Origin of the sequence: Halomonas flagellata (genome assembly GCF_022487945.1) — a bacterium.
GTDB lineage: Bacteria > Pseudomonadota > Gammaproteobacteria > Pseudomonadales > Halomonadaceae > Halomonas > Halomonas flagellata.
Map to the genome: position 1 here is coordinate 104,124 of NZ_JAKVPY010000009.1, position 18,041 is coordinate 122,164.

Sequence of the window (18,041 nt, forward strand, 5' to 3'; positions counted from 1 at the left end):
GCTATTCGGACGCATCCATGGCCTGTTGCAGCGCGAGGGTGAGCGCTTGATTCTGCTCCTGGACGGGCTCGACGAACACCTGAAACGAGCCCGCCGCACCCAGCTGCGTAGACGCGCATCCCATGTCATCGCCCAGGATCGCCGCGAGCGTCTCGTCGCCACCACGGGCTGGCAGCCGCCCGCAGGCTTTACCGGCAGGAGATCGCCACGCCATGGCTAGCTCCAACGTACTATCCTGCGAAGACCTGCGGGCGATCACCGGCTACAAGCGCCCGGCCGACATCGAGCGGTGCCTCGTGGATCAGGGCGTCAAGGTGTTCCGGGGTCGGACCGGGCCGTGGACCACCATCGACCTGGTCAACCAGGCCGGCGGCCTGCGACCCAACGCCGACAACGACGACAGCTACGATCCCGACATCCTATGAGCCCACCACCCGCCAAGCGTGGCCGCAAGCGCGGCCACAACCCGAACGTCCCCCGGCACATCGACCAGGCCAAGCTCCCCGACAACGTCTACTACGACCAGCGCGGGCGCGGCAGCTGGTACACCCTCTATCAGGACGGCGACAAGCGCCGGCGCAAGAACATCGCCAGCGCCCGGGCCACCCTGGCGGAGCTGCACCATATCGCCCAGGACCTGCACGCCAGCGATCGGCACAGCCTGCGCTGGCTCTCCGACCAATTCCACGCCAGCGACCAGTTCACGCGCCTGGCCAGCAAGACCCAGGAAAGCTACGGCTACGCGCGCCTGGTCCTCGAGCGCACCAGCACGCGGGCCGGGTCGGCGGTCATCGATCTAAACCGGCACCGCATCACCCCCGCCATCGTCCAACGGCTGGTGGACCGCATCGCCCAGGCAGGCACCCCCGCCAAGGCGAATCACGTCGTCGCATACCTGCGGCGCATCTACCGTTGGGGCATGAACCGCGGGCACTGCACCGCCAACCCCGCCTGGACGATCGAGCCCGCCAAGGAGCGCGGCCGCCATCGCCTGCCTGAACGCCACATCCTCGCCCGCGTTACCCAGTTCTGCCAGGAACGCGGGCAGGGCAGCACGACCGCGCCCGGCGCCGTCGCCCCCTACCTCTGGGCCCTGATCGAGATCGCCTACCTCTGCCGCCTGCGCGCGGTGGAAGTGCTCACCCTCACCGAGGTCAACGCCATCGACGCCGGGATCCGCACCAACCGCCGCAAGGGCAGCCGCGACAACCTGGTGCGCTGGAACGAGAGGCTGCGCAACGCCTGGCAGGCCGCCATCGCTGTGCGCAACGCTCGTTGGAAGAAGAAAGGGAGAGCGGTACCTCTCGACCCGGCTCGCCGTCCGCTGTTCGTCGGCACCGGCGGCGACGCCCTCACCCGCCACGGGCTCGACAGCGCCTGGTACCGCATGATGCTCGCCGCCGTCGATGCCGAGGTGATCACCCAGGAGGAGAAATTCGGCCTCCACGACCTCAAGCGCCGCGGCATCACCGACACCGAAGGCAACCGCCACGACAAGCAGGAAGCCAGCGGCCACCGCAGCGAGCGCATGCTCGATGTCTACGACCTCAGCGTGCCGGAAGTTGACCCTTCAAGCCGCTGAAAATCGCGTACAAGTCGCTCGCAAGTAATTGAAATAACGGGATAGCAACCGCCTAGGCTACGTACATTGAACGAGCCTAAGCGGTTGTTTTTCTAAGAAAGAAATGTCTGATGGGCGCGCAGCCGCTCGAAGCGGCCGCGCCAGGTCTCGAAGGTCGTGCTCACGGCCCTACTCCTCCAGGTCCACCTGGCGATAGCCGATCAGGTAGAGCACCGCATCGAGGCCCAGGGTCGAAATGGAGTGGCGGGCCTGGCTGCGCACCAGCGGCTTGGCACGGAAGGCGATGCCGAGCCCGGCGGCGGCCAGCATCTTGAGGTCGTTGGCACCGTCGCCCACGGCGATGGTCTGCTCCATGGCGAACCCCTCGCGCGCGGCGATCTCGCGCAGCAGCGCCGCCTTGCGGTCGGCGTCGAGGATCGGCTCGCGCACCTCGCCGGTGACCTTGCCGTTCTCGATCACCAGCTCGTTGGCATGGATCTCGTCGAAACCGAGCCGCTCCTGCAGGTGGCGGGCGAAGTAGGTGAAGCCCCCGGAGAGGATCGCGGTGCGATAGCCCAGCCGCTTGAGCTGCGTCATCAGCCGCTCGACGCCATCCATCAGCGGCAGCTCCTCGGCGATCTCGGCGAGCACCGACTCGTCGAGTCCCTTCAGCTTGCTCATGCGCTCGCGGAAGCTCTGCTGGAAATCCAGCTCGCCGCGCATGGCCCGCTCGGTGACCGCGGCGACCTCGTCGCCGACGCCGTGACGCCGCGCGAGCTCGTCGATCACCTCGGTCTTGATCAGGGTGGAGTCCATGTCGAAGCAGACCAGGCGACGGTGGCGACGCCAGATGGAGTCCTCCTGGATGGCGATGTCGACGCCATGCATGGCGCCCAGCGCCAGGGCCTTCTCGCGCAGGGCATCGAGGTCGATCTCCTCGCCGCGCAGCCAGCATTCCACGCAGGCACCACTGATGCTCGCGTGTTCGTGGGGCACGCCGCCGTCCAGCGGCTCGCGGCCGGAGAGGCGATGGATCAGTTCCACGGTCAGGCCATGCTCGGCGGTCAGCGCCCCCACCTCGGCGAGGATCCCCGCCGGCAGGTGCGGCGCCAGTAGCGTCAGGATCAACCGCGGCTGGCTGGCGTGGGCACTCCAGCGCTGATAGTCCTCGGCGCTGACCTGGATCGCCTGGACGTCGAGGCCCAGGGCGTCGCCGGCGGCGGTCAGGGCGCCCTCCAGGTCGTTGTCCTGGCCGAGCCCCACCAGGGCCTCCAGGGAGAGCATGTCGAAGGTCACGCTCTGGTTGATGTCCAGCAGGCGGGCGCCGCTGGTGGCAAGGGCCTTGCCCAGGCCGGCCAGCTGGCCGGGACGCGCCGTGCCGGTGGCGCGAATCAGTACTCGTCGTGTCATGGTTGCCTCAAAATCCGAGCGTACCCAATACGCTGATTGAGGCGGCTTTTCCGGGGACAGGCCTGCGCGGAGGCGCTGTGGCCCCCTCCCTGGGCGCTACCTTTTCCTTCCCTGGAAAAGGACCTCCGCTTCGACCTGTCCCCGGCGCCGCCTACATGGCTGCTGCCATTCTTCAAACTTCCGGCATCAAGCTTTCCAGCCGGTCGACCTTCTGCAGGCCGCGGGGCAGTTTGCTGCCGCGCCGACCGCGCTCGCCACGATAGTAATCCAGATCGGCGGCCTTGAGGGTCAGGTGACGCTTGCCGGCATGCACCACCAGCGCGCCCCCGGCGGGCAGTATCACCAGGCTGCGCACGAACTCCTCGCGCCGGGCGGCTCGCGCGCCCGGGATGTCGATCATCTTGTTGCCCTTGCCCTTGGCCATCTCGGGCAGCTGCTCGAGGGGGAAGACCAGCAGCCGCCCCTCGTTGGAGACCGCGGCCACGCTGGCGCCCTCCTCGTCGGGCACCGCGCAGGGGGGCAGCACGTTGCAGCCCTTGGGCACGCTGAGCACCCCCTTGCCCGACTTGTTCTTGCCCACCAGTTCCTCGAGGCGGGCCACGAAGCCGTAGCCGCCGTCGGAGGCGAGCAGGAAGCGCGCCGTGGGCGGTGCCAGCATCAGCCCCGCCATGTGCGCCCCGGCCACCACGTTGACCCGGCTGGTGACCGGCTCGCCCTGGCCGCGGGCGCTGGGCAGGTTGTGGGCGGCCAGGGTATAGGCACGGCCGGTGTCGTCGAGCAGCACCAAGGGCTGGTTGGTCTTGCCCCGGGCCGCCAGGGCGAAGCGGTCGCCGGCCTTGTAGGAGAGCCCGGCGGGGTCGATCTCGTGACCCTTGGCACTACGGATCCAGCCCTTCTCGGAGAGCACCACGGTGACGGGGTCGGCGCCGACCAGCTCGACCTCGGAGAGCGCCCGGGCCTCCTCGCGCTCGACGATCGGCGAACGGCGGGCGTCGCCGTACTCCTTGCCGGCGGCGCGCAGCTCCTCCTCGATCAGGTCGGTGAGCCTGGCCTCGCTGCCGAGCAGCGCCTCGAGGTGCTGGCGTTCGGCCTCGAGCTCGTCCTGCTCGCCGCGAATCTTCATCTCCTCGAGCTTGGCCAGGTGGCGCAAGCGCAGCTCGAGGATCGCCTCGGCCTGGCGGTCGCTGAGCCCGAAGGCCGCCATCAGCGCGGGCTTGGGCTCGTCCTCCTCGCGGATGATGCGGATCACCTCGTCGATGTTGAGGTAGGCGATCAGCAGACCCTCGAGGATATGCAGGCGGTCCTGCACCTTGCCCAGGCGATGTTCGAGGCGCCGGCGCACGGTGGTGCGGCGGAAGCGCAGCCATTCGCCGAGCATGTCGGGCAGCGGCAGCACCCGCGGGCGGCCGTCGAGGCCGATCACATTCATGTTGACGCGGATGTTCTTCTCGAGATCGGTGGTGGCGAACAGGTGCGCCATCAGCGCCTCGATGTCGACCCGGTTGGAGCGAGGCTCGATCACCAGACGGGTCGGCTCCTCGTGGGTCGACTCGTCGCGCAGGTCGGCCACCATGGGCAGCTTCTTGGCCTGCATCTGGGCGGCGATCTGCTCGAGCACCTTGGCGCCGCTGACCTGGTAGGGCAGCGCGGTGATCACGATGCTGCCCTCCTCCATGACGTAGCGGGCACGCAGCTTCACCGAACCGCGGCCGCTCTCGTAGAGCTTGCGCAGGTCGGCCCGCGGCGTGATGATCTCGGCCTCGGTGGGGAAGTCCGGCGCCGGCAGGTACTGGCCGAGATCCGCCGTGGTCGCCTCGGGGTGGCGCAGCAAGTGACAGGTGGCCTCGACCACCTCGTTCACGTTATGCGGCGGGATGTCGGTGGCCATGCCCACGGCGATGCCGGTGCCGCCGTTGAGCAGCACATGGGGCAGCCGTGCCGGCAGCACCACCGGCTCGTTCATGGTGCCGTCGAAGTTGGGGGTCCAGTCGACGGTGCCCTGGCCGAGTTCCGAGAGCAGCACCTCGGCGAACTTCGACAGCCGTGCCTCGGTGTAGCGCATGGCGGCGAACGACTTGGGATCGTCGGGGCTGCCCCAGTTGCCCTGGCCGTCGACCAGCGGGTAGCGGTAGCTGAACGGCTGGGCCATCAGCACCATCGCCTCGTAGCAGGCGCTGTCGCCGTGGGGGTGGAACTTGCCGAGCACGTCGCCGACGGTACGCGCCGACTTCTTGTACTTGGCGCTGGCGGAGAGCGCCAGTTCGCGCATGGCGTAGACGATGCGCCGTTGCACCGGCTTCATGCCGTCGCCGATGTGCGGCAGCGCCCGGTCGAGGATGACGTACATCGAGTAGTCGAGGTACGCCTTCTCGGTGTACTCGCGCAGCGAGAGGCGCTCGACATCGCCCTCCGCCACCTGGATATCCATGGTCATCGATTGACCCCTTTCATGATTTCATGGCCGTTGCCGTGCAGCACCAGAGCCCATTCGATCCAGCCGCCGAGGCCGCGCCCTTGGGGTCAGACCCCGGCAGGGGGCGAATCCGCTTGGTGCTGCTGCGGTACTGGCCTTCCCATGTCGGCGGCATGGCCCCTTTGGGGTCAGACCCCGGCCAAGACCATCCAGCCCGTCATGGTGCACGTTGCTAGCGGAATATCCCTCCGCCGGGGTCTGACCCCAAAGGGACCGCCAGCGCTGGCGACCAACCGCTCGGCGCTATACCTCTATGTCGGCCAGGTTGCCGTAATCTTCCAGCCAGCTCTTGCGGTCGGCGGAGCGCTTCTTCGCCAGCAGCATGTCCATCATCTCCATAGTGCCGTCGCCGACCTCGCGGGTCAGTTGCACCAGGCGCCGCGTCTCGGGGGCCATGGTGGTCTCGCGCAGCTGCAGCGGGCTCATCTCGCCCAGGCCCTTGAAGCGCTGGACATTGGGGGTGCCGCGCTTGCCCTCGAGCTTGCGCAGGGTCGCTGCCTTCTCGCTCTCGTCCAGGGCGTAGTGCACCTCCTTGCCGAGATCGATGCGGTAGAGCGGCGGCATGGCGACGTAGACATGGCCCGCGTCCACCAGCGCCGGAAAGTGGCGCACGAAGAGCGCGCACAGCAGGGTGGCGATGTGCAGCCCGTCGGAGTCGGCGTCGGCGAGGATGCAGATGCGGTGGTAGCGCAGCTTGGAGAGGTCGTCGCTGCCCGGGTCCATGCCGATCGCCACGGCGATGTCGTGGACCTCCTGGGAGCCGTAGATGTCGTGGGCCTCCACCTCCCAGGTGTTGAGGATCTTGCCGCGCAGCGGCAGGATCGCCTGGGTCTCGCGGTTGCGTGCCTGCTTGGCGCTGCCACCGGCCGAGTCACCCTCCACCAGGAACAGCTCGCTGCCGGCCGGGTCCTGGCCCGAGCAGTCGGCCAGCTTGCCGGGCAGCGCCGGCCCCGAGGTGACCTTCTTGCGCGCCACCTTCTTGGCGCTCTTCTGGCGGCGCTGGGCGACGCTGATCACCAGCTCGGCCAGCGCCTCGGCCTGGTCGACGTGGTGGTTCAGCCACAGCGAGAAGGCGTCCTTGACCACCCCGGAGACGAACCCGGCCACGGTGCGCGACGACAGGCGCTCCTTGGTCTGGCCGGCGAACTGGGGGTCGAGCATCTTCACCGAGAGCACATAGGAGACCCGCTCCCAGAGGTCCTCGGCGGTGAGCTTGACGCCCCGGGGCAGCAGGCTGCGGTACTCGCAGAATTCGCGCAGGGCCTCGAGCAGGCCGGCGCGCAGGCCGTTGACATGGGTCCCGCCCTGGGGCGTGGGAATCAGGTTGACGTAGCTCTCCAGCAGCGGCTCGCCGCCCTCCGGCAGCCACTGGATCGCCCAGTCCACCCCCTGCTCGTCGTCGGCGAAGTGACCGACGAAGGGCGAGGCCGGCAGTACCTCATAGCCGTCGGTGGCCTGCGCCAGGTAGTCGCGCAGGCCATCCTCGTACTGCCAGACGCTCTCGCCACCGTCGGCCTCGACCAGCACCACCTTGAGCCCCGGGCAGAGCACCGCCTTGGCCCGCAACAGATGCTTCAGCCTCGCCAACGACAGCTTCGGGCTGTCGAAGTAGCTCTCCTCGGGCCAGAAGCGCACCACGGTGCCCCGGGCCCGCCTGGCGCAGCTGCCGATCACCGCCAGCGGGGACGCCAGCTCGCCGTGCTCGAAGGCCATCCCGTGGCGGCTGCCGTCGCGCAGCACCTCCACCTCGAGCCGCTTCGACAGGGCATTGACCACCGACACCCCCACGCCGTGCAGGCCGCCGGCGAAGCGGTAGCTCGACTGGGAGAACTTGCCGCCGGCATGCAGCCGGGTGAGGATCAGCTCGATCCCGGACACGCCGTGTTCCGGGTGGATGTCGATGGGCATGCCGCGGCCGTCGTCGGTGACCTCGATGCCGCCGTCCTCGAACAGGCGCACCGTGATCTCCTGGGCATGGCCGGCCAACGCCTCGTCGACGCTGTTGTCGATGACCTCCTGGACCAGGTGGTTGGGGCGACTGGTGTCGGTGTACATGCCGGGGCGCTTGCGCACCGGCTCGAGGCCGGAAAGCACCTCGATGGAGCTGGCACTGTATTGCGTCATGCGTCATCCACATCCTGATGGGTGATGCGCCCGGGGGCCAGTCGATGGCCACCGTGGGCGAAGATCGCCGGCAGGTAGTCGGCCAGCGCCGTGAAGCCGTGGTCGCCCCCGGGGTGAAGGATGGTCCGGGCGCCGCGATAGAAGGCGAAGGCATCGGCCGGGTCCAGGGTCTCGTCGGCGCTGCCCAGCAGCAGCAGGTAGCGCGCCGGCGTGACGCCCCGCGGGGTGAGCGCCTCGAGCTCCTCGAGATGCACGGCCTCGACGGAGAAGCGCTCGCCGGTATACTCGTTGACGAAGGCCTCGCCGACCCAGCCCACCACCAGCCGGGCCGGCTCCACCGCGGGGTTGATCAGCGCCGCCGGAAGGTCGTGGCGCTCGGCGACCAGCGTTGCCAGGAAGCCCCCCAGGGAGCTACCCGCGACCAGTGGGCGCGGCCCCAACCCCTCGAGCAGCGACTCGGCCAGCCGCAGGGCCGCACGCGGCCGGTGGGTCAGCTGCGGTGTCGCGCAGGGCAGCCCCAGGGCGGCGCAGGCGGCGCGCATCAGCGCCGCCTTCGGCGAACCGCTGCCGCTGTTGAAACCATGCAGATAGAGCACCCCGCTGGCCGGCGGCACGCCCAGGGCCGCACTCAGCATACCCCAACCCCTGTACAAACAGCCAGCCTCATCGCAAACCGGTCTCCGCCGCCCGCTCGGCCTGCCACACGGCCTCGATCAGCGCGCGGGTGGAGTCATCCATGGCCTCGAGGCCCTGATGGCTCTCCAGGATGCGCTGGGTCTCGCCGGCGATCTTCTTGCCCAGCTCCACCCCCCACTGGTCGAAGGGGTTGATCTCCCAGATGGTGGCCTGGACGAACACCTTGTGCTCGTAGAGGGCGATCAGCGCCCCCAGCGTCGCCGGCGTCAGCCGCTCGAGCAGCACCGTGGTGGACGGCTGGTTGCCACGGTAGCGCTTGTGGCCGGGACGCGGGCCGTCGTCCTCGATGGCGTCGTCGCCGAGCATCAGCACCCGCGACTGGGCGAAGCAGTTGGCGAGCGTCAGGCGGTGCTGGCTCATCAGGTGATCGCGGGTCGCCTCGTCGGTCACGTCGTCATAGCGCACCAGGGGCGCGATGAAGTCGCACTCCACCGCCTGGGTGCCCTGGTGCAGCAACTGGTAGAAGGCATGCTGGGCGTTGGGCCCGAGCTGGCCCCACAGCACCGGGCAGGTAGAGTAACCCACCTCACGACCGTCGTGGGTCACCGACTTGCCATTGGACTCCATCTCGAGCTGCTCGAGATAGGCGGCGAAGTACTCCAGGCGGCCGTCATAGGGCAGGATCGAGTGGGCGCGGATGTCCAGGAAGTTGACGTTCCAGATCCCCGCCAGGGCCAGCAGCACCGGCAGGTTGTCGGCAAGCGCCGCCTCGCGGAAGTGGCGGTCCATGGCGTGGGCCCCGGCGAGCAGCTCGCGGAAGTTGCCCATGCCGACCAGCAGGGCGATGGGCAGGCCGATGCCGCCCCACAGCGAGTAGCGCCCGCCGACCCACTCCCAGAACTCCAGCTGGTGATCCGGCGCGATGCCCCAGTCGTTCATCTTCTCGGGGCTCGCCGAGACGCCGATGAAGTGCTGGCGCATCACCAGGCCATCGTCGACGCCTTCCTCCTGGCCCAGCCGCGACATCAGCCAGTCACGGGCGGTACGGGCATTGGAGAGGGTATCGATGGTGGTGAACGACTTGGACGAGAGCACGAACAGCGTGGTCTCGGGGTTGAGCCGAGAGAGGTAGTCGGCCAGCTGGGAGCCGTCCATGGTCGAGGCGAAGTGCACCTCGATGCGGTGCACGCCCTCCGGGCGGTAGTCGGCCAGGGCGTGGGTCACCATCAGGGGGCCGAGGTCGGAGCCGCCGACCCCCAGGTTGACGACATTGCGAATCGCCTTGCCGGTGGCACCGCGCCACTGGCCGGCATGGAAGCGCTCGACCATGGTGGCCATGCGATCCAGCGTCGCGTGCACGCCGGGCACCAGGTCCTCGCCCTCCACCACCAGCGAGGCATCCGCCGGCAGGCGCAGGGCGGTATGCAGCGCCGGGCGATCCTCGCTCACATTGACCCGCTCGCCGTCGAGCAGGGCGCGGCTCGCCTCGGGCAGGCCGGCCTCCCGGGCCAGGTCCAGCAGCAGGGCGAAGGTCTCGTCGGACCAGCGCTGCTTGGAGAGGTCCAGGGTCAGCCCCGCCGCGTGGCGGGTGTAGGCCGCATGACGGCCGGTCGCAGCGGCGAAGAGGTCACGCAGGTGCACGCCGCGCATGGTCTCGGCGTGGGTGGCCAGGGCGCGCCAGGCCCCGCGCTGGTCGATCGGGAGTTGGGTCATGGTTTCCTCCTGACATCCTGTCGTGCAGCCGGGGCGAGGGAGACGTAGAATGGGCGTCCATTTCCGCACGATTTCCGGCTCGGCCCATGAGTGACGCATCTTACCGTGACGCGATCTTTTCGACACCCCTCGATCGGATGGCGCGCTTCTCCTTCGACGAGCAGGTCGTCGCCTGCTTTCCCGACATGATCCGCCGCTCGGTCCCGGGCTACGGCCAGATACTCGGCATGCTGGGGCTGATCGCCCGGCGCCACCTGCGCCACGGCGCCCACGTCTACGACCTGGGCTGCTCGCTGGGGGCCGCCGGCCTGGCACTGGCCGGGACGCTGCCGCCGGCCGCCTTCCGCTATACCGGCGTGGACCTCTCGCCGGCCATGGTGGCCCGGGCCCGGGAGACCCTGGCCGCGGAGTGCCCGGAGCACGCCGTCGAGATCGTCGAGGGCGACATCCGCGAGCTCGACTACCGCCCCTCGGGGATGATCGTGCTCGACTTCACCCTGCAGTTCCTCGCCCCCGAGGATCGCGATGCGGTGATCGACAAGCTCTTCGCCGCCCTGGAGCCCGGCGGCGTGCTGGTGCTCTCGGAGAAGATCGTGGCCGAAGATGAACAGGACAATGCCTGGCTGGTGGAGCGCTACCACGACTTCAAGCGCGCCAACGGCTACAGCGAGCTGGAGATCAGCCAGAAGCGCACGGCGCTCGAGAACGTCCTGGTGCCCGACACCCTGGCCGCCCACCACGAGCGCCTGGCGCGGGCCGGTTTCCCCCGCTCGCAGACCTGGTTCCAGTTCCTGAACTTCGCCTCCTTGATCGCCTTCAAGGACGCCCGGTACGGGGAGACCTGACGTGCCCATTCCCGCCGAGCACCGCGAGCTCTACCAGGCCTTCCTCGACCAGGGGCTCGACACCTGGCTGGCCCGCCTGCCCGACCAGCTCGCCCGCGGGCTGGACCGAAGCCGCTACGGCGACCTGCCGGCCTGGGAGAAGGCGGTGGCCAAGCTGCCCGCCCTCCCCGCGGCCCGCGAGGTGTCCCTGGACGGCGATACCGTCAGCGTCGACCTGGCGCTGACCGACAGCCAGCGCCGCCGGTGCGAGAGCCTGCTGCGCAAGCTCGCACCCTGGCGCAAGGGGCCCTACCGCCTGGGGGGCATCCACATCGAGACCGAGTGGCGCTCCGACTGGAAGTGGCGGCGCGTGGCGCCGCACCTGGCGAACCTCGCCGGCCGGCGGGTGCTCGACGTGGGTGGCGGCAGCGGCTACCACGCCTGGCGCATGGCGGGCGCCGGTGCCGCCTTCGTGCTGGTGATCGACCCCTCGCCGCGCTTCTTCTGGCAGTTCCGGGCCGTACGCCACTTCATCGGCGATGCCGACGGCTGGCGCACCCACTTCCTGCCGGTGGGCATCGAGGAGGTGCCCGAACGGCTCGCCTTCTTCGACACGGTGTTCTCCATGGGCGTGCTCTACCACCGCCCTTCGCCGCTCGAGCACCTGCTGCAGCTCAGGGACGCCCTGCGCCCGGGCGGCGAGCTGGTGCTCGAGACCCTGGTGGTCGAAGGCGACGCCACCAGCGTGCTGCTGCCCGGCGAGCGCTACGCCGCCATGCCCAACGTCTACTTCCTGCCCTCTTCCGCCGCCCTCTGCCAGTGGCTCGCGCGCTGCGGGTTCGACAACGTGCGCGTGGTGGACGAAGCGGTGACCACGACCGACGAGCAGCGCGCCACCGACTGGATGACCTTCCAGTCGCTGGCCGATTTCCTCGATCCGAACGACCCGAGCAAGACCCGCGAGGGCTACCCCGCCCCGCGGCGGGCGGTGGTCATGGCCAACCGGCCACGCCCTTGATGCTGGGGCCCGCGGCTTTTCCGGCGACCGGCCTACGCGGAGGCGCTGTGGACCCGTCCCTGGGCGCTACATTCTTCATCCCTGAAGACTGACCTCCGCTTCGCCCTGTCCCCGGCGCCGCTCATGCAGAGCCTTCGGCCTTGATGCATTGAACTGGCCCTTCACCACCTCGGATCAGCTCGAAGCTGGGCGCTTAGCGCCTGAGGATCACCAGCCACCGCCCCAGGTTGAGCAGGCTGGCCAGCGACGCCGCCACATAGGTGAAGGCGCAGGCGGTGAGCACATGGCGGGCGCCGGGCATATCGTAGGGCGGTATGTACTCCTTGAGCAGCGGCAGGGCCCGCTGGAAGCTGGCGTCGAACTCCACCGGCAGGGTCACCAGGTGCACCATCGCCGCGGTGCCGAAGCTGATCACCGCGGCCAGCAGCACGATCAGCATGCCGCCCGGCATGCGAGTAAGGACGAACAGGAAGGGGGCGGCCATCATCAGCAGCGCCCCGAGCTTCTCGGCCTGCTGGGCCACCGCCACCAGCCGGGTGCGCGCCAGCAGCGGCGCATAGCCGTGGTGGTGCTGGATGGCGTGGCCCACCTCGTGGGCCGCCACCGTCACTGCGGTAAGCGAGCGCCCCGCGTAATGCTCCCGGGAGAGCCGCACCCGCCGCGCCTGGGGGTCGTAATGATCGCCCTGCTCGGTGAGTTCCACCTCCACCCCGTCGATGCCGAGCCGCTTGAGCAGGTGCTCGGCGAGCTCGCCGCCGGTACCCGGGTAGTCGTCCCGCGGCCGGGCATGGCGGTTGAGCACCCACTTGGCCCAGAGGTTGGGCAGCAGGAAGATGGCCAGCAGCAGGGCGATCACCAGCAGGATCATCGGCAAGGGCTCCGGCTTCCAGTGTGCAAGGTTGGACCCAGCCTGGCAGCACCAGTTTCCCCGGGGCCGACTTCTCGGGGCTGATCCGGCGACAGGCCTGCGAGGGGGCGCTGTGACCCCCCTCCCTGGGCGCTACCGATTCCCTGCTGCGCTTTCGCATCCTGCTTCGCTTGCAGGGCCCGGGGTTGGCCATCCATGGCCAACCCGTTCGGCGGGAAGAACATTCACTGGATGTTCTTCTGATTCCGCCTCACCCATGGAATCGGACCCCCTCTTCGGCCTGTCCCCGGCGCCCCTCGTCACGCAATTCCGGCAGGGGGTTACCGAATCAGCTCGCGGATGTCCCTCGCCTCCCAGTGCGGGAAGTACTTGCGCACCAGCGCGTTGAGCTCCAGCTCGAAGCCGGCCCAGTCGACCTCGCCGTGGGCCTCGGCGGCCCCCTCGGCCGTACCGCGGATCATCCCGGCGCCGACCGTCACGTTGGTCAGGCGGTCGATGACGATGAAGCTCCCAGTACCCGGACTGGTGGCGTAGTCATCCAATGGCACCTCGGCGGTCAGCTCGACCCGGCAGCGGGCGATGGCGTTGAGCTCGAGACGCTCGGTGGCATGGCGCTCCAGGGTGTTGACGTCGACCTGGTGGTGGATCGCTCCCACCTGGCCGGCAACGGAGCGTCCGGCCAGGCGGATGTCGTACGACCGCCCCGGGGTCAACGCCTCCTCGTGCATCCAGACGATGTCGGCATCGAAGGCACTCGCCATGGCTACGTCGGCGTCCGAGGCAACGAGCCAGTCACCGCGGGAGATGTCGATCTCGTCGTTCAGGGTCACGGTGATCGCCTGGCCGGGGTAGGCCGCGTCCAGGTCACCGTCGAAGGTGACGATGCGCTCGACCGTCGAGGCCTTGCCCGAGGGCAGCGCCTTGACCGCCTGGCCGGGGCGCAGCACGCCCGCCTCCAGGGTACCGGCGTAGCCACGGAAGTCGAGGTTCGGGCGATTGACGTACTGCACCGGCAGGCGCAGGTCGGTGAGGTTGCGGTCGCGGCTGACCTCCACCCCCTCGAGCAGTTCCAGCAGCGCCGGGCCCTCATACCACGCCATGGCGGCGCTCTTGTTGACCACGTTATCGCCCTTCAGGGCCGACATGGGCACGAAGTGGATGTCCTCGGCCGAGAGCTGCTCGGCGAAGAGGCGATAGTCGGCGACGATCTCGTCGAAGCGCGCCTGGTCGAAGTCGACCAGGTCCATCTTGTTGACCGCGATCACCAGATGCCGGATGCCCAGCAGATCGGCGATGAAGCTGTGCCGACGGGTCTGGGTCTGCACCCCGTAGCGGGCATCGATCAGGATGATCGCCAGGCTGGCGGTGGAGGCCCCGGTGGCCATGTTGCGGGTGTACTGCTCGTGCCCCGGGGTGTCGGCGATGATGAACTTGCGCTTGTCGGTGGAGAAGAAGCGGTAGGCGACATCGATGGTGATGCCCTGCTCGCGCTCCGACTGCAGGCCATCGACCAGCAGCGCCAGGTCGACCTCCTCGCCGGTGGTACCGCTCTTCTTCGACGCCTGAGTGATCGCCGCGAGCTGGTCGTCGAAGATCATCTTGGAGTCGTGCAGCAGCCGGCCGATCAGGGTCGACTTGCCGTCGTCGACGCTGCCGCAGGTGATGAAGCGCAGCAGGTCCTTGTTCTCGTGCTCGTGCAGGTACTGCTCGATGTTATCGGCAATGAGTGTCGATTGGTGTGCCATCAGAAATAGCCCTCGCGCTTCTTCTTCTCCATGGAGCCCGCCTGGTCGTGGTCGATGGCGCGGCCGCTGCGTTCGCTGGTGCGGGTCAGCAGCATCTCCTGGATGATCTCGGGCAGGGTGGCGGCCTTCGACTCCACGGCGCCGGTCAGCGGGTAGCAGCCGAGCGTGCGGAAGCGCACCCACTTCTCCTCGGGCTCCTCGCCGGGCTCGAGCGGCATGCGCTCGTCGTCGACCATGATCAGCATGCCGTCGCGCTCCACCACCGGGCGCGGCGCAGCGTAGTAGAGCGGCACGATGGGAATCTGCTCGAGGTGGATGTACTGCCAGATGTCCAGCTCGGTCCAGTTGGAGAGCGGGAAGGCGCGGATCGACTCGCCCTTGTTGACCCTGGCGTTGTAGAGGTTCCACAGCTCGGGCCGCTGGTTCTTCGGGTCCCAGCGATGGAACTTGTCGCGGAAGGAGAACACCCGCTCCTTGGCACGGCTGGCCTCCTCGTCGCGACGGGCACCGCCGAAGGCGGCATCGAAGCCGTACTTGTCCAGCGCCTGCTTGAGGGCCTGGGTCTTCATCACGTCGGTGTAACCGCTGCTGCCGTGATCGAAGGGGTTGATACCGGCGGCCCGCCCCTCCTCGTTGATATACTCGATCAGCTCCATCCCGGATTCTGCCGCCATGCGATCGCGGAAGGCGATCATCTCGCGGAACTTCCAGGTGGTGTTGATGTGCATCAACGGAAACGGCGGCGGCCCCGGATAGAAGGCCTTGCGCGCCAGGTGCAGCATCACCGAGGAGTCCTTGCCGATGGAGTAGAGCATCACCGGGTTGCGGAACTCGGCCGCCACCTCGCGGATGATGTGGATCGACTCGGCCTCGAGCTGCTCGAGATGGGTCAGCCGACGCGGCGTGACGGCGGCAACCGACGTCGCGCCACTGGCCTGGGCGGCCGATTCGCGGTTCGGTGCATGACGTGTCGGTGCAACATGAGTGGTCATGGCCCGGCTACCTCGCAAGACGTTGGGCGTGAGATCATGCGCCACAGATTAACGCCGGATTGATAATAACCCAAAAGAATTAATAACTATCTTTTTAGAACGAAAAAAGATGCCCAGATTCACGGCTCGACGCGCTCCACCCAGGTCGTCAGGTCGCCGGCCTCGAGGTCGACGACCCGATAGCCGGGGCGCGACGCCTCGTCGACGGCGAAGGTCTCGGCGCCGGGCAGGAACTGGTCGGTGGTGGAAGGGCAGCCGTAGACCGCCACCGCCCCCGCTTCCAGCCGCCGCCGGCTGGCGAAGGCCTGGTGGATATGGCCGCAGAGGACCGCCTTCACCTGACGATAGGCCGCCAGGGTCTGCCAGAAGGCCTCCCGGTCCAGCAGGCCGAGCTCGTCGAGCCAGGCCGAGCCGACGGCCAGGGGCGGGTGATGCATCACCAGCAGGGTCGGCCGGTCGTCCTCCTCGAGCCGGTCGGCCAGCCAGCCGAGTCGCTCGGGTCCCAGCTCGCCGTGGGGCTGGCCACTGACCCGGGTATCCAGCAACAGCACCCGCCAACTACCGAGTTCCAGTTCATCGGGCAGCTCGCGGGCCTCGGCCATCAGCGCCGGCTCGTCGTGGTTGCCCGCCAGCCAGAACCAGGGGGCGTCGAGCGCCCCGAGGGTACGGACCGCCAGCCGGTAGGAAGCCGCGGTCTCGTCCTGGCTGACGTCACCGGTCACCAGCACCATGTCCGGCCGCTCCCGGTTGACCGCCTCGATCACCGCCTCGAGCTGGCGCAGCGGAAAGCCGGCCCGGGAACGGGCCCGGGAACGGGCCCGGGGGTCGGCCTGCAGATGGCAGTCGCTGATCTGGACCAGTCGCATCAGGGCAGCATCTCCTCAGGGCAGCCTATTCATCAAGGTAGTTCTGGCAGGTCGAGGGAGTGGCCGTGGGCCAGTCCATGCTCCAGCCACTCGCCTAAGAAGCGGTTGAGTTGCAGCTTCTCGTCGGGCTGATGCATGCGCGCATTGGGGTAGCGGTAGCGGCCATGGAAATGGCGTTGGCGCTGGAAGTCGGTGACCTCGGCCATGCGCACGTCGTGGTAGAGATGCACGCGCATGCGCGGGGTCTCGATCAGTTCGTCGAGCACGCCCTGCTGGGAGACCTGAGCGATGGTAGTGTAGGGGGCCTGCTCGAGCACCTCGATGCACAGTGCCCCGAGCCGTCGACCGCCACGGAGCAGCTCGACCTCGCGGATCTCGCCGGCGTCCAGCGCCCCCAGCAGCCGGGTCAGGCGCAGGTAGTTGACGGTGCACTCGCCCTGCAGACTCTTCAGGTCGGTGACATAGGCTGTTCTCGACACGCTACCTCCTTGCTCGCAGTGATGCGCGTTCGCCTGCCAGCCAATGGAAGGCGATCAGACACATGGCATTGTCGAGTCGCCCGGCCTGGAGGAGTTCCCACGCTCGGGTAAACGGCAACACATGCACGCGGATGTCCTCGTGCTCCTCGTCGAGCCCATGCACCCCGCCGAGGCCACGGCTGTCGACCAGACCACAGAACAGGGTGACGCGCTCGTCACAGGCCCCGGGACTGGGGTAGTAGACATGCAGCTCGATCAGCTCGCCCACCTCGCAGCCGGCCTCTTCCAGCGCCTCGCGGCGAGCGACCTCGGCGACGCTCTCGCCCCGCTCCACCAGCCCCGCCACCACCTCCAGCTTCCAGGGTGACGCGGGGTCATCGAACGCACCGGCACGGAACTGCTCGATCAATACCACGGCGTCTCGCTCCACATCATAGAGCAGCACGCCCACGGCGTCGTGGCGATGATGTACCTCGCGCACCACCTCGCCGCTCCAGCCGCCCTCGAACAGGCGATGGCGCAGGTGCAGTTCCTCCAGGCGGAAGAAGCCCTGGTGCAGGCAGCGCCGCTCCAGCAACTCGACGTCGGCGGCCGTGAAGGACGTCAGCGCGGTGAGATCCTGGTCGTGCGGGTGACGGGGGTCGCTCATGCCGGTCTCCGGGTCGCAGGGTGGCGACCATTATCATGACCCGGAGGGGGGATGCCAACCGCCGCGGTCATCGATGCCTTGGCGCCCCTTCACCGATGGCGTATGTTTCAACTCTCACCAGCAGGAGGGACCAGCCGGATGAAAGGCCGCAACATGACGCGCTGGCGCGACCCGGCCAAGGATCCGCGCCAGGAGCCGAAGAGCAACCTGATCACCGCCGAGGGCGCCGACCGCCTGCGCGGCATCCTCGACCACCTGTCGCGGGTCAAGCGCCCCGCGCTCTCGGCCAAGGTCGGCGAGGCGGCGGCACTCGGCGACCGCAGCGAGAACGCCGACTACACCTACAACAAGAAGGAGCTCAATCGGGTCATCGCCCGGATCCGCTACCTGACCAAGCGCCTCGACGAAGTGCAGGTGGTGGATCGGCTCCCGGAGGACACCGACAGGGTCTACTTCGGCGCCTTCGTCACCCTCGAGGACGACGACGGCGAGGAGACGCACATCCGCATCGTCGGCCACGACGAGACCGACACGGCGAAACGCTGGATCAGCGTCGACGCCCCCCTGGCCAAGGCCCTGCTCGGCAAGTCGCTGGACGACGAGGTGACCGTCGCCGCCCCCGGTGGCGAAACGAGCTATATCATCACCGGGATCGCCTATCGCGATCCGCAGGCCTGAGTCGG

The 18,041-nt window shown here is 68.4% G+C and carries 17 protein-coding genes; 5 read left to right on the forward strand and 12 right to left on the reverse strand.

Annotated elements, in window-relative coordinates:
• Position 1: 1 nt before the first annotated feature.
• Positions 2–214: a hypothetical protein gene (locus MKP05_RS09610; protein WP_240568093.1), complete on the reverse strand. Its 213-nt coding sequence runs from the start codon at positions 212–214 to the stop codon at positions 2–4.
• On the opposite strand from MKP05_RS09610, the gene MKP05_RS09615 reads away from it, so the two are divergent.
• Together MKP05_RS09615 and MKP05_RS09620 are read left to right on the forward strand one after the other, a co-directional pair.
• The gene (locus MKP05_RS09615; RefSeq protein WP_240568094.1) at positions 213–425 is read left to right on the forward strand and encodes a DUF4224 domain-containing protein; all 213 of its coding nucleotides are present in this window, start codon (positions 213–215) and stop codon (positions 423–425) included. The genes MKP05_RS09610 and MKP05_RS09615 overlap by 2 nt on opposite strands.
• On the forward strand, positions 422–1,582 hold the full coding sequence (locus tag MKP05_RS09620; RefSeq protein WP_240568095.1) for a site-specific integrase: 1,161 nt from the start codon (positions 422–424) through the stop codon (positions 1,580–1,582). Before MKP05_RS09615 ends, MKP05_RS09620 begins: the two co-directional genes overlap by 4 nt.
• 168 nt (positions 1,583–1,750) lie before the next feature.
• On the opposite strand, the gene serB is transcribed toward MKP05_RS09620, so the two are convergent.
• The 5 genes from serB to pgi form a co-directional block, all read right to left on the reverse strand.
• Entirely contained in the window at positions 1,751–2,971 is a 1,221-nt protein-coding gene (gene serB / locus MKP05_RS09625; RefSeq protein ID WP_110282137.1) for a phosphoserine phosphatase SerB, read from the reverse strand.
• Between the two features lie 172 nt (positions 2,972–3,143).
• A complete protein-coding gene (gene parC / locus MKP05_RS09630) occupies positions 3,144–5,405 on the reverse strand; it encodes a DNA topoisomerase IV subunit A (protein ID WP_240568096.1) in 2,262 nt (753 codons plus the stop codon).
• A gap of 282 nt (positions 5,406–5,687) precedes the next feature.
• The gene (parE, locus tag MKP05_RS09635; protein WP_240568097.1) at positions 5,688–7,568 is read right to left on the reverse strand and encodes a DNA topoisomerase IV subunit B; all 1,881 of its coding nucleotides are present in this window, start codon (positions 7,566–7,568) and stop codon (positions 5,688–5,690) included.
• A complete protein-coding gene (locus MKP05_RS09640; RefSeq protein WP_240568098.1) occupies positions 7,565–8,203 on the reverse strand; it encodes a YqiA/YcfP family alpha/beta fold hydrolase in 639 nt (212 codons plus the stop codon). Before MKP05_RS09640 ends, parE begins: the two co-directional genes overlap by 4 nt.
• Positions 8,204–8,231: 28 nt before the next feature.
• Positions 8,232–9,917 (reverse strand): glucose-6-phosphate isomerase, encoded by a 1,686-nt coding sequence (gene pgi / locus MKP05_RS09645; RefSeq protein ID WP_240568099.1) that lies wholly within the window; start codon positions 9,915–9,917, stop codon positions 8,232–8,234.
• 86 nt (positions 9,918–10,003) lie between these two features.
• Between pgi and cmoA the strand changes: the two genes are divergently transcribed.
• The gene (cmoA, locus tag MKP05_RS09650) at positions 10,004–10,762 is read left to right on the forward strand and encodes a carboxy-S-adenosyl-L-methionine synthase CmoA (RefSeq protein WP_110282142.1); all 759 of its coding nucleotides are present in this window, start codon (positions 10,004–10,006) and stop codon (positions 10,760–10,762) included.
• 1 nt (position 10,763) lies between these two features.
• Positions 10,764–11,759: a tRNA 5-methoxyuridine(34)/uridine 5-oxyacetic acid(34) synthase CmoB gene (cmoB, locus tag MKP05_RS09655; RefSeq protein WP_240568100.1), complete on the forward strand. Its 996-nt coding sequence runs from the start codon at positions 10,764–10,766 to the stop codon at positions 11,757–11,759.
• Positions 11,760–11,952: 193 nt separating this feature from the next.
• On the opposite strand, the gene MKP05_RS09660 is transcribed toward cmoB, so the two are convergent.
• From MKP05_RS09660 to MKP05_RS09685, 6 genes are all read right to left on the reverse strand, one after another.
• Positions 11,953–12,627, reverse strand: coding sequence for a zinc metallopeptidase (locus MKP05_RS09660; RefSeq protein WP_240568101.1), 675 nt, complete (start codon positions 12,625–12,627; stop codon positions 11,953–11,955).
• 320 nt (positions 12,628–12,947) lie between these two features.
• A complete protein-coding gene (gene cysN, locus MKP05_RS09665; RefSeq protein WP_240568102.1) occupies positions 12,948–14,372 on the reverse strand; it encodes a sulfate adenylyltransferase subunit CysN in 1,425 nt (474 codons plus the stop codon).
• Positions 14,372–15,364, reverse strand: coding sequence for a sulfate adenylyltransferase subunit CysD (cysD, locus tag MKP05_RS09670; protein WP_240568103.1), 993 nt, complete (start codon positions 15,362–15,364; stop codon positions 14,372–14,374). The genes cysN and cysD overlap by 1 nt, the downstream gene beginning before the upstream one ends.
• A gap of 119 nt (positions 15,365–15,483) precedes the next feature.
• Complete coding sequence (locus MKP05_RS09675; protein WP_240568104.1) at positions 15,484–16,230, reverse strand: phosphodiesterase; 747 nt, start codon at positions 16,228–16,230, stop codon at positions 15,484–15,486.
• A gap of 32 nt (positions 16,231–16,262) precedes the next feature.
• Positions 16,263–16,709, reverse strand: coding sequence for a DUF1249 domain-containing protein (locus MKP05_RS09680; protein WP_240568105.1), 447 nt, complete (start codon positions 16,707–16,709; stop codon positions 16,263–16,265).
• 1 nt (position 16,710) lies between these two features.
• The gene (locus MKP05_RS09685; protein WP_240568106.1) at positions 16,711–17,358 is read right to left on the reverse strand and encodes an NUDIX domain-containing protein; all 648 of its coding nucleotides are present in this window, start codon (positions 17,356–17,358) and stop codon (positions 16,711–16,713) included.
• Positions 17,359–17,496: 138 nt separating this feature from the next.
• Between MKP05_RS09685 and greB the strand changes: the two genes are divergently transcribed.
• A complete protein-coding gene (gene greB / locus MKP05_RS09690) occupies positions 17,497–18,036 on the forward strand; it encodes a transcription elongation factor GreB (protein WP_240568107.1) in 540 nt (179 codons plus the stop codon).
• Positions 18,037–18,041: the final 5 nt, after the last annotated feature.